The sequence below is a fragment of the Dokdonella sp. genome (genome assembly GCF_049593775.1).
In the GTDB taxonomy this organism is placed as follows: Bacteria; Pseudomonadota; Gammaproteobacteria; order Xanthomonadales; family Rhodanobacteraceae; genus Dokdonella.
In genome coordinates, this window is sequence record NZ_JBAWHJ010000199.1 from 1 (window position 1) to 11,669 (window position 11,669).

Annotated in this window: 8 protein-coding genes; 2 read left to right on the forward strand and 6 right to left on the reverse strand. The window is 61.2% G+C overall.

Going from position 1 to position 11,669, the window contains the following annotated elements:
- The 3 genes from WBP53_RS07000 to WBP53_RS07010 all read right to left on the reverse strand — a co-directional run.
- On the reverse strand, window positions 1-3,283 hold a 3,283-nt coding region (locus WBP53_RS07000; RefSeq protein WP_423927308.1), incomplete at its 3' end, for a hypothetical protein.
- Between the two features lie 451 nt (window positions 3,284-3,734).
- The gene (locus WBP53_RS07005) at window positions 3,735-6,479 is read right to left on the reverse strand and encodes a tetratricopeptide repeat protein (RefSeq protein WP_423927310.1); all 2,745 of its coding nucleotides are present in this window, start codon (window positions 6,477-6,479) and stop codon (window positions 3,735-3,737) included.
- Complete coding sequence (locus WBP53_RS07010; RefSeq protein ID WP_423927312.1) at window positions 6,476-7,057, reverse strand: ECF-type sigma factor; 582 nt, start codon at window positions 7,055-7,057, stop codon at window positions 6,476-6,478. The genes WBP53_RS07005 and WBP53_RS07010 overlap by 4 nt, the downstream gene beginning before the upstream one ends.
- A 609-nt stretch (window positions 7,058-7,666) precedes the next feature.
- Between WBP53_RS07010 and hemN the strand changes: the two genes are divergently transcribed.
- Window positions 7,667-9,091, forward strand: coding sequence for an oxygen-independent coproporphyrinogen III oxidase (gene hemN, locus WBP53_RS07015; RefSeq protein ID WP_423927314.1), 1,425 nt, complete (start codon window positions 7,667-7,669; stop codon window positions 9,089-9,091).
- 204 nt (window positions 9,092-9,295) lie between these two features.
- Entirely contained in the window at window positions 9,296-10,042 is a 747-nt protein-coding gene (locus WBP53_RS07020) for a helix-turn-helix domain-containing protein (protein ID WP_423927316.1), read from the forward strand.
- Window positions 10,043-10,052: 10 nt separating this feature from the next.
- Here WBP53_RS07020 and WBP53_RS07025 read toward each other — a convergent pair whose 3' ends face one another.
- The 3 genes from WBP53_RS07025 to WBP53_RS07035 form a co-directional block, all read right to left on the reverse strand.
- Window positions 10,053-10,760: a sulfite exporter TauE/SafE family protein gene (locus WBP53_RS07025; protein WP_423927318.1), complete on the reverse strand. Its 708-nt coding sequence runs from the start codon at window positions 10,758-10,760 to the stop codon at window positions 10,053-10,055.
- An 8-nt stretch (window positions 10,761-10,768) separates the two neighbouring features.
- Window positions 10,769-10,945, reverse strand: a complete 177-nt coding sequence (gene ccoS / locus WBP53_RS07030) for a cbb3-type cytochrome oxidase assembly protein CcoS (protein WP_423927320.1) — start codon at window positions 10,943-10,945, stop codon at window positions 10,769-10,771.
- Window positions 10,942-11,669 (reverse strand): HAD-IC family P-type ATPase (locus tag WBP53_RS07035; RefSeq protein ID WP_423927322.1); only part of this gene is annotated, 728 nt, incomplete at its 5' end. The genes WBP53_RS07035 and ccoS, both read right to left, overlap by 4 nt.

An 11,669-nucleotide genomic window follows, 5' to 3' on the forward strand; every position in this document is an offset into this window, starting at 1 on the left:
TTGCAGGAGTGCGCACGCGCAGGTTGCCGATCGCCACGGGCAATTCAAGGCTCAGTGGCGATGCGGCACCTTCGAGCAGCAAGACACGACGACCCGCTTCCCCTTGAGCGGTCGCTACCATCAGGGACGCGTCAGCCGTAGCCGCCCAGGCGCTGGAGCCCTCATGCCCGTGCCGATCAATGGAGATCAAGCGGATCAGCGACGGCTCGCCGACATTCGCACGTTCCACGCGGAAGCCGCTGCCATCGCTGCCGTAAGCGACCATCAGCGTATCGAAAGCGCCAGCATTTGCGGGTGGAACGCCAATCTGGCGCATGAACGTATCGTCGATCGCTTCGGCTCGTGGATCGACTGGACACTGTGCCAGATCGACACGCCAGCCATCGCCTTGCGTGCTTTCGCCACTGGACACGTCGAAACCGTCGCGAAGGATGACCAGCAAGTTGCTATCGCTCGCGTTGAATTCATTGCTTCCGTCGTTCGCCGTGACGGTGGTCTCCGCAGTATCGCCCTCGGCGTCGGCAAGCACCGGTACGTCTACCAGCCAGGTCAGGCTGCGACCAGCAGGAATCACCACGCTGCTATCCGCCAACGGGCCGTCCCCCTCGGCAATGCAAGCGGCGCCGGTGCCCGCACCCACGCAAGTCCAGCTGGCACTTTCGTTGTCGAGCTGCGGCGGCAGCGTCATGGCGATTGAGACCGTATTTGCCGGGCCGTTGCCCTGATTGTCAAGGGTCACGATGTAGGTCAGCACTTGGCCGTATCGGGCATGCGTGCGACCGTCATCCATCGTCAGTACCAGCTCTGGCGGATCAATCGCGAACGTTGCCGTCACCGCACAATCGGAAGTGATGTCGGGTGCAGACCAGCTATCACCGCTGCCCTGCACCGGCGTGCAGGTGTCACCTGTGACCGTGGCCACATGGTGATGTGCATCGGGCAAAACCGTAAAGCTGGCCGCTGCGCCGTGAGCAATGGTTTGCGCTGAAGGCGTGATGGAACCGTTTGCACTGGCGCTGGCAGTGACGGTGTATGTAGCGATTGCAAAAGTCGCCGAGACCTCGCAGTCGGCTTCAATCGGCGCGGTGGTGAAAACATTGCCTGACAGCGCGCCACCGCAGCTTCCCGAGATGTCGGCGAGGGTGTAGCCGACATCCGACGTGATGGTGAAATCGATGGTCTGTTGCGACGCCACAATCTGCGGCGTTGCCGGTGACAGGCTGCCACCGCTGCCTGCGCCTGGCGTGACGGTGTAGGTGTCGGTGATGCAAGTGACCAGCACGTCGCTGACATGGGTGGCGCTTACGGTGCCATTGTCATTGCTGACCGTGCAGGTCTGGCTCGGCGAGCCTGGTTGAGTCATCACGGTCACGGCGTAACTGTCTTGATCGGCAATCTCGGTGGTGAAGGTGAATGATCCGTCGCCGGAGATCGGCAAGTCGTCGCCACCATTGTTCTGCAGTACGAGTCCGCTACCAGCGAGGTCGCTCACCGTGCCGCCGATCGTGAACGTGGCGGTCGTGCAGGTGACCTGGACGTCGGTGACGTTGGCGCCACTCACGGTGCCGCCACCCGCAGTGACAGTGCACACCTGTTGGGGCGCGGTGGGTTGAGTGGCTACGGTCACGGCGTACCTACTGAAATTGGCCACGACCGTATCGAAGGCAAATGTGCCGTCCGCCGATATCAGCAGATCGTCTCCACCGCTGTTCTGCAGTACGAGTCCTTCGCCCAGCAAACCACTCACGGTGCCGCCAATGGAGAATGAAGTGCTTTCGTATGGCCCCATGTCGACGGTGGCGACAGTGTCTCCATCGCCATCGAGGATTCGCTCGGTTCCATCGAGGTCGGTCAGCACATTGCCTTCAAGCGGAATCGCCGCCGGGTTGAACGGATTGATGCGAGCCTGGTTGTCGCCCTTGTCGATGACCGGGCTATTCAATTGCAGATGAAAGTCGCCGCCAAGCGAGGGCGCCATGGAGGGATCAAGCGACTGCTTGAATAGCGGGTTGTTGGTCGCAAGCGTACCGTCAAGATTGCCGGCACCGGACGGATTCAAGCCTTGAATCAGGCTGTGAGCGGCCGTGAGACGGGTTGCGCCGGGGCCACCGTGATTGGCAGAGGCGGTGCCCACGCCGCTGCTGTCTTCGTTGTTCCAGATGATCGTATTCCATAAATTCGAGCGGCCGTAGCTCGGCTGCTCGCGATAGATTCCCCCGCTGGTGACGCCGGCGCGATTTCCGCTTATGACAACGTTGGTCATCACGATCTTGATATCCAGCGTGGTGCCATCCGAGTAGTAGGCTCCGCCGTTATTGGCGGCGGTGTTGCCGGTCAGCTCGCAATTGACCAGGGCGATGTATTCGCGAAACCCGTAGAACGCGCCTCCATCGACACTGGCGCTATTTCCACGAAACACGGAATCGCGAAACTTCACGTCCGTCGTCAAATTCAGATGGACCGCCCCGCCAATTTCCGCATCGTTGTCCAGGAACGTCACGGCCGACGCATCCACTGCGGTTCGATATGCGTCAAGTCCGCCACCGTATCGGGCGCTATTGGCCGTGATCTCGACATTGCTCAGCGTCAGTCGATCGGTTCTACCGGAATCCGATTCGGCGTAGATGCCACCGCCACTGCCCGAGCTGGCCTCAAGGGCAAGATTCCCCTGAAATCGAAGATTGCTCACAACGGCATTGCTGTTGCGGATACTCAGCCCTGCGCCGACGCGCATCAACACGCTATCGACCTGACCCAATCCAGTGGCCTGACCGGAGGTAATCGTGAAGCCGTCCAGCACCACGCTGCCATTGATACGATTCAGAAGGACAACGTGATAGCTGTTGTTGCCACGGATGTCCGAAACGCGTTGCGCGACACCGTCGGCATCTACCAGATCGTTGCCATCAATATCGCCACTCAGCGTGGTGGGGTGGGCAAGCCAGTCACGCTGTTCGCGGAGTGACTCGCCGCCGGCAAAACCGCCGTACAGCGCGACATTCGCGGCCGGCTGAAAGGACAGGTTACGGTCGTTGTTGGTCAAGCCGGCACCCACGTCGGGGAAATAAACGCCCTTTGCCACCCAGATTTCAACGCTGTCGGCAGGAGCCAGGCTGCGCGCCAGGGCCAGCGCATCCTGAAGTTTCGGAAATGCGTTCTGCCAGGAGCGTCCATCACCTGTCCCTGTCGCGGTGAGGTCGACGAAGAGTTGGTGGTCGGCGGCGATCGAACTCGCATTCTTCGCGGTGGCACTCGGAGACTGCACAGGACCTGCCTGGGTCATTGCTCCAGCCAAAGCGGGCATCGTGACGAGCAACAGGGCAATCGCCGCTGCTCTGGAACAGCGGCCAAAGGCTGTTGCAGATAATTGAAATGGCCCAGCGACCGGTAACGGCACCGGGCGGGATTTCAATGTGGATTTCGATATGGCGCGCATGCTTTTTTGCTCCTCAGGATGCCGGCGAGCCACCTCGATTGAGGGCTTTCGCCGGAAATCGATCCCACCCTCCTCGGACTGATGTCGGGAGGCCAGGATCGTGCTTGAGGGTTAAAGGCGCAGGATCGCGGCAAATTCAGTCACGCGCGATGAGAATCAGCACGAAAGCGTGTCCGCAAGAAGAACGCGCGAGGCGTCCGTAGTCGAGCAGACCGATAACGACACGCCAGATTGACCATCCCCCGCCTTTCGGGCTACTGGATGGAATCGGACTGTCGACCAAGCGGGTCCAATGCGCTCAGTGCAATCGATCCTTGAGGCGCTGCCACGCTTGAAGGGTCGGACCACTCGCTATCAGGTTGCGTTGCAGAAGTGGTCCGGAGGCTTCGAGCATCGAGCGCGCGCAGTTGGAGTCACCTCGCTGCAGGCAAAGCTCGGCCATGCCGAGCTGGGCCCGGGCGCGATCCGGATGGCCGTTTGGAAACGCGGCATCCAAAAGCTTCACGGCGAGGTCGTATGCCTCGTAAGCCTGATCGAATTCACCGAGCGTGAGCCACACCTTGGCGCGCGCCAGGACTCCGCTCGCTTGCAGGCGTTCGTCATCAGGATGCTTCTGCATCAACGTGTACGCGCGCTGCAGCAGATCGAGCGCAGCCGACTTGTCGCCAACAGTCCCTTGCGCCTGCGCGGCGATGTGCAAGGCGAAAAGCCGCAGCGGATCCGCGATAACGTCGTCGCCTTCGAGCAAATGGCTGAGTTGCGTGGCTTGAGTCATTGCTTCGTTCGAATTTCCTTCTGCCAGATGGAGCATCGCAATCGCGATGCGCGCACGCGCGATGCTCAACCGTGCATCGCCGGGACTGGCGAGTCGTAGCTCCAGGACCTGCTCAAGTAGCGGACGAGCTGCATCCAGGTCTTCGCGATCAAGTGCCAGGGTGGCAAAACTCTGCAATCGCGACTGATACGCCTTGGAGTGGATGTTGCCGAGCGTTTTCATGACCGCGAGGCCCTTGCGCAACAGCGGCTCGGCCTCGGTCAGTCTCCCGTTCTTGAGGTACATGACGCCGAGGTTGCCATAGGCACCACTGAGTCGATGATGCGGCTCCGGATACAAGCGCTCGGCGACTTCGATGGCCTCCTTCAGATAGGGCTCGGATGATTCCGAGCGCCCGAGCTTGTCGAAGGTTATGCCGAGCCAACCGAGCAAGGCGAGATGCTCGGCGTTGAACGCACTACCCTGGGCACGGCCCATCGCATAGGCGGCCTCGAAAGTTGTCAGCGCGTCGTCAAGATGCGAGCGCGCACTCTGGATCGCGCCGAGGGTGACCATCAACGAACCGGTCGCTTCCGGCTGGTTGTAGGCTTTCGACCACTCGCCACGCGCCTGGATGCCACGCCGGACCATCCGCTCAGCGTCGTCGAGTCGCCCCTGGTAATAGGCCAGCGGCCCCCACGACGAGTACAGCTTCGACTCGATCAGCAGCGCTTGGGATGACTGGCTCCACTCGGCGCGACGCGCTTCGACACTTCGATACAAGGTCTCCGCCTCGTCATAATGATCTGTAGCAACCGCATTCTGACCGAGCAAGGTGATGTGGCCGGCCCACAACGCGGCGTCGGGTCCGCGCTGGTTTTCGACCAGCCTGGCAGCCATGCGCAGCGCGTGACCCGCCTGCTCGTAGCGACCGAGCCCCAACATCGCCTGACCCAGTGAACCAAGCAGTTCACTGCGCAAGCCGGTATCCAGCTGACTTTGCTCATCCAGCGTGGCGACTTGTCTCTCAAGCAATTCGGATACCGTCAGAATCCTGCCGGCATTCTTCTCTGGATTCGCGGATTCATAGGCATCGATCATGAAATCGCGAATCCGGTTGGCACGGTCACGTTGTGCAACGGCAGCCACCGTCGCCGCCTCGGCATCCCTGCGCAGATGTTGCTCGTTGAGCAAAAACCATGCAGTCAGGACAACCAAGGCCAGCACGCCCAGCAGCAGCGGTGCGCGACGCTGAATGAAACGCCACGCGACGTATCCAGGGCGTTGGGCCAGGATCGAGATCGGTCGCCGATCACGCAATCGCCTGAGATCTTCCGCGAGCAGTTCGACATCGGCATAGCGCGCCGAAGGTTCGCGCTCGCTGGCATGCTCGGCGATCAACCGGGCCTCTGCCCGTCGCGAGCGTGGAAACTGCTCCGCCAGCTTGCGCAGCAAGCATCCGAGCGAATAGACATCAGCACCAACACCACCGGTTTCGCCCGTCACCACCTCTGGCGCTGCATGGCTGGCGCTGTACCAATTGTCGGTTTTCGTGTCGCTATCCGCTTCGCCAAGATTGCCCGCAATGCCGAAGTCGAGCAGCTTCACAACGGGACCTTGCGGCCCCTCGGCAAGCAGCACGTTGTCAGGTTTGATGTCGCGATGGATGATCAACTGTCGATGGGTATGTGCCACCGCTGCGCACAAGTCGAGAAAATGTCCGAGTGCGGCTTCCCACGACAGGCCTTGGCAAGCGGTCAGCAGGGGCTCGCCATCCAGGCGCTCCATCACGAACCAGGCTTCGCCTTTTTCGGTGGTGCCGCCATCAAAGATCTGACAGATGTTCGGATGGCGCAGTCGCGCGAGCACGCCGCGTTCAGCCTGAAACAGGTGGGCTATGCTGGCAGCCTTGCGCCGGTCGCTGCGCGTGATCTTCAGTGCAACCTCGTGCGCGAACTCGCCGTCATCGCGAACGGCGGCATAAACTTCGGCCATGCCACCGTAGCGAATGCGAGACGCCAGGAGATAGCGACCAATTCGTTCGCCCGTGCGGTCGCGCGGCTCAATCGCGTCGTGTGCCAAGCGACCGATACCACTGACCAGGTCGGTTTGTTGCTGGGTGTCGAAACGCAGCATGTCGAGCAACGTCGCAAGCAAGGATGCATCCTGGGAGCAGGCCTGCTGCAACCAGACGGTGCGCTGTTCGGGTGATAGTGCCAATGCCTGGTCGAACAGCGATTCGATCTGCTGCAGGCGCTTCGCGTCTATCGAATCCGACGACGACCTCATTCCTTGTCCACTGCTGTTGCTGCGCCTTGCAACTGCGCATGAACCCAACTGCGCAGAAAGCGCAGTTCACGCACAACGGTGGCGGCCGAAATGCCCAGCGCCGTTGCCACCTCGCTCTGGGTCAGCCCGCCAAAATAATGTAGCTCGGCAATTCGCGCCTTGCGCAGATCGGCCTTGGCCAGCGAAGTCAGCAGCATATCGAGCTCGACCACTTTCATGCCATCGTCGTGCAGACCTGTGGTGCCGGCCGCACTCAGCGTGATCTGAACCGGTCGTTCGCCGCGCTTCTGACTCAGCTTGCGACGCGCATGGTCAACCAGCACCCGGCGCATCGTCATCGCCGCCATGTGCAGGAAATGCTGGCGGTCGGCAATCGGCATGCGCAAACCCTCAAGACGCAGATACACCTCGTGCACCAGGTCAGTCGGATTCAAGGTGATCGAGTCTGCCTCGCCCATCAGTCGCCGCTGGGCGACCTGGCGCAACATGGTATGTGCCTGCTCCGACCAATATCCGTTCGTCACGTCGTTGGCGTCATCCGTCGAGGGGTTCACGGTGTGAAATGGCTCGTCGCTCATGATCCCGATGTCTCTGTACCGTCCAGCAGGGTCGCAAGCCCGATCTGCATGCATGTCGCTACCGTAGCATTCATCGGCAGAAAAATCGGAGTCGGATCGAGTGGAAATCCCACGATTCTGAAAGACAGTTTCGAGTCAGTAGTTGCCGAGGCGATTCTCATCGTTGATCGTCCGGTTCGGGTCCAGGTTGCGTGAAAACTCAAGGCGAATGACCGCAGGAAAGATAGCGCGCGCAACGGACACTCCCGCGTCGTGCAAGCACGGAACCTGCTCGACGCACTTGGTCTCATGCCACCTACGAATGCTTGCTTGATGCTTCGATGGAGCATTCACGCCGCTTGGCCCGTGAACACCCCTTGGCCCAGATCAACCGTCTTTCCGTCCAGGTCCATTGCAACTCGCCCAACGGGTGAAGGATAGCCACAAACCGCCTGCAACACATGGATCCGGACAGTTCTTGGGGTGATGCGGAGGCCGACTATTCGGCGTTGTCCAGCCGGTGGCGCGAAACACCGAGGCCGAGGCCGTGGCCCCTGTTTCTCGGGGAGTCGATGTTCTTACTTGACGTGGATCAAGGAGGCCCGGGCGACAAGGCGGCAGGATGCGCACATGGCCGCTTCCACGCTCACGCATCCCCAGACTTCCCGCGCCCCCGTGTTCGATGCGGAATTGATTTCCCGCTACGACATCAGCGGGCCGCGCTACACCTCGTATCCGACTGCGCCGCAATTTCATGATGGATTCGCGGAGGCGGACCTTTGCCGGATCGCGCAGGCATCGAACGAGGATCCGATCCCTCGTGCATTGTCCCTGTACGTGCACGTCCCGTTCTGTCTGAGTCCGTGTTTCTACTGTGGTTGCACGCGCATCATTACCCGCGACCGGCGCAAGGCCGACGAGTACATGCAACGCCTGCTTCGCGAAATAGAAATGACCGCGCCGCTGTTCGACAACGATCGTCGGGTCAATCAATTGCACCTTGGCGGGGGTACGCCGAACTTCCTCGTTGAAGCACAGATGCGAACCTTGCTCGACGCCCTGGCCAAGGGGTTCAACTTCTCCGATGAGGCTGCGCGCGAGTTCGGCATTGAAGTCGATCCTCGCTACGCCAATGCCGAAACCATTCGCATGCTCGGCGAAGTCGGCTTCAACCGGATCTCGCTCGGAATCCAGGATTTCGATCCGGAAGTACAACGAGCCGTCAACCGGATCCAGAGCTTCGATGAAACCCGTGAAGTGATCGAAGCGGCACGTTCGTGCGGGTTCCGCTCGGTCAGTGTCGATCTTATCCACGGCCTGCCGTTGCAGAATACAGCTCGATTTGCCAACACGCTGGAGCAGGTCCTGGCACTGGCGCCCGACCGCATCGCGACCTATTCCTATGCGCACATGCCCGAACGTTTCCGTGCCCAGAAGCAGATCATCGACAGCGAATTGCCTGACGCAGGCACGCGCCTTGCTCTGATCGGGCAGACCGTCGAAACGCTGACCGCGGCTGGCTATCGCTATATAGGGCTTGATCACTTTGCCTTGCCGGAAGATGACCTTTCCTGCGCACAGCGACGCGGAACCCTGCAGCGCAATTTCCAGGGCTATTCGACCCACGGGGATTGTGACCTGATTGGCCTTGGCATGAGTTCGATTGGCCATGTCGGACGCAGCTTTCATCAGAATGCGCGTGACCTGGCCCACTATTACGCAGCCATCGACGCCGGCCACCTGCCCGTGCAGAAGGGCATGGAGCTCAGTGAGGACGACCTGATCCGCGCCGACCTGATCCATCAACTCATGTGTCACGGCGAGCTCGACATCGCAGCCTTCGAGCATCACCACGACATTCTCTTCAATGAGTACTTCGCCGCGGAAATGGAGCGCATGCGGCCACTTGAGGCCGATGGCCTGGTCAGCCTCCAGTCCCGGCGTATCGCCGTGACTTCACGTGGCCGATTCCTGTTGCGCATCATCGCGATGAACTTCGATGCCTACCTGGGGCGTGTCGCGGCTACGACACCGGCATATTCAAGGGCGCTGTGATCCGCGAGGCGCAGAAAGCTCATCCGGCTGCCGGGCAGCAATTCCAATCCAGGTGTAGCCGGGTCGCACCCGAGCATGTCCAATAGCGGCGATGACGAGGATCAGGTCAGCGGCAGGTTGTCCTGATCGCTGACTTCAAGCCGAGCCCACGTAAATATGCAATCTTTCCGGGATGGCACGCCTGCTTGTGCGAAGATGCGCTCCATGTACAAGTCGGAAAAAGTCGTCAACCTGCGGGAGCTGCGGCAGTCCTGTGCCAATTGCGCGCTGAACCAGCTTTGCCTGCCGGCCTCGATCGGTGGAGAAGATCTGCAAAGGCTGGATCATCTGGTTCAGCAGCGTCGGCCCCTGGAGCGCGGCGAACTCTTGTACCGCGAAGGTGACGGGAATCCTTCCTTGTTCGTGGTGCGCTCCGGCTCATTGAAGTCATACGTCACACTGCCCGAAGGTGACGTGCAGATCCTGGGTTTCCATATTGCCGGTGAACTGGTCGGACTCGATGGCCTGGCCGGCAATGGAAACCAGTGCACCACCGAGGCTCTCGAGCGGTCGAGCATGTGCGAGGTTCCACTGGATACGTTGTCGGAAATGGCCGGGCAGGTTCCCGGCTTGCAGCGTCAGTTGTTCCGCGTCATGGGTCGCGAGTTCGGTCGGGAATTCGACCATCCGGTCATGATGGGTCGCAAGCAGGCGATGTCGCGGCTGGCCATATTCCTGCGCAGCCTCTCCGACCGAAGACGCGGTGTCGGTCAGGATCCGCATGAATTGCAACTCAGCATGTCGCGCCAGGATCTGGCCAATTATCTGGGGCTGGTAATCGAGACGATCAGCCGTCTGTTCTCGCGCATGCAGACACTTGGCGTGCTCAAGGTCGACAGGCGTATCGTGCGCATTCTCGATCCGGTCGGCCTCGCCACGCTGGCCGAGAAGCCTGATGATGACAAGGGCTGAAGGCCGGATCTCAACTGCAATCAAACGGCAGCCAGCGTTGCAGCCATGGTGCGTGGCCAACCAGCATCGGCGCTGCCAGCGTGATTGCCGAGCAGGCAATCAGGAAGACGCCGGCTGATTGACGCAGGCCGACACTCGATGTGAAACGCACCAGCTTCGGAGCGCCCCATGACGTTGCCAGCATGGCCGGCAAGGTACCCAGGCCAAAGGCTGCCATGACAGCCGCTGATTGCAGGGGCTGAGCACCCAGCGCGGCAACCAGCAGGATGGTGTAGACGAATCCGCACGGCATCCATCCCCAGATTGCACCGAATCCCAGCGCACGCGGAAAGCTGTCGACCGGCAACAGGCGCTTGCCCATCGGCGCGAGTTTCGGCCATAGCCGCTTGCCGAGGAACGAGCCGGGATCCCGGAATACGCCCAGCATGACCAGCGCCGCAAGCAGCAATGCGGTGGCGCTGGCGATGCGCAGGGCAAGGCGAACCTGGTCGATATCGAGCAATGCGATCAGCGCGCCACCGGCGGTGCCGACCAGCAATCCGGCCAGCGCGTAGGAAAGAATGCGTCCGAGCTGATAGCCAACCAGATACAGGAGTCGGGGTCGGCCTCGGGAATCCTTGCCAGTGGCGACGCCCAGCGCGCCTGCGATCCCGCCGCACATGAGCACGCAATGACCGCTGGCCAGCAGGCCAAGTGCGAACGCTGCGAACAGGCTCATCGGGCTGTTCAACTTTCCGGGCCCTGGTTCGGGTCTTCGATGTCTTCGGAGCCGTCACTGAGCGGCGTCAGTGCGGGCGTGTCCAGATCATCGAACTGGGAATGGTTGACCGCCCAGAAGAATGCCCAGATGCCGAGTCCAAGCAGGATCAGGCTGATGGGGATCAGTAGCAGGATGATGTTCACGGTATTGCACCATGTCCGCTGGTCGGGACGGGAATGCCGCCGTCTTCCGAAAGGGTACCGGGTTGGCGTCCGATGCGCAGTGAATTGAGCAGGACAAGGATCGAACTCAGGGACATGCCGATGGCCGCCAGCCAGGGTGGCACGAAGCCGAGCGCCGCCAGGGGAACTGCGGCCAGGTTGTAGGCCAGCGCCCAATTGAGGTTCTGGCGCAGGCGAACCAGCATTTCGCGAGCGATCGAGCGAGCCTCTCCCAGGCTGTCCAGGCGCGAGGAGGCCAGCAGGATGCCGCTGGCCGCATGGGCCATGGCGCTGCCCTCACCCAGGGCGATGGAGACGTCGGCACCGGCCAGCACCGGCGCATCATTGATGCCGTCGCCGATCATCGCAACGATGTGGCCGTCCCGCCGCAATGCCTCGAGGCGGGCCAGCTTGTCGGCCGGCGTTGCATTGGCCGTGGCCACTTCCAGGTCCAGCTTGCTGGCGATGGCGGCAACGCGTGTGGCATTGTCGCCACTGAGAATTTCGCATCCGATGCCGCTCTTCCGCAGCGAGCGCAGCTGTTCGACAGCACCGGCGCGCAGCTGTTCGGTCATCGGAAAACGAGCGATCAGACCCCGGTCATCGGCAAGGACCAGCGCATCGCCGGGATTGTGGTCTTCATCTCCGGCAGGAAATAAAGTGGCGACGAAGCTCGGGTGGCCGAGAAGATAGTGGACCCCGTCGA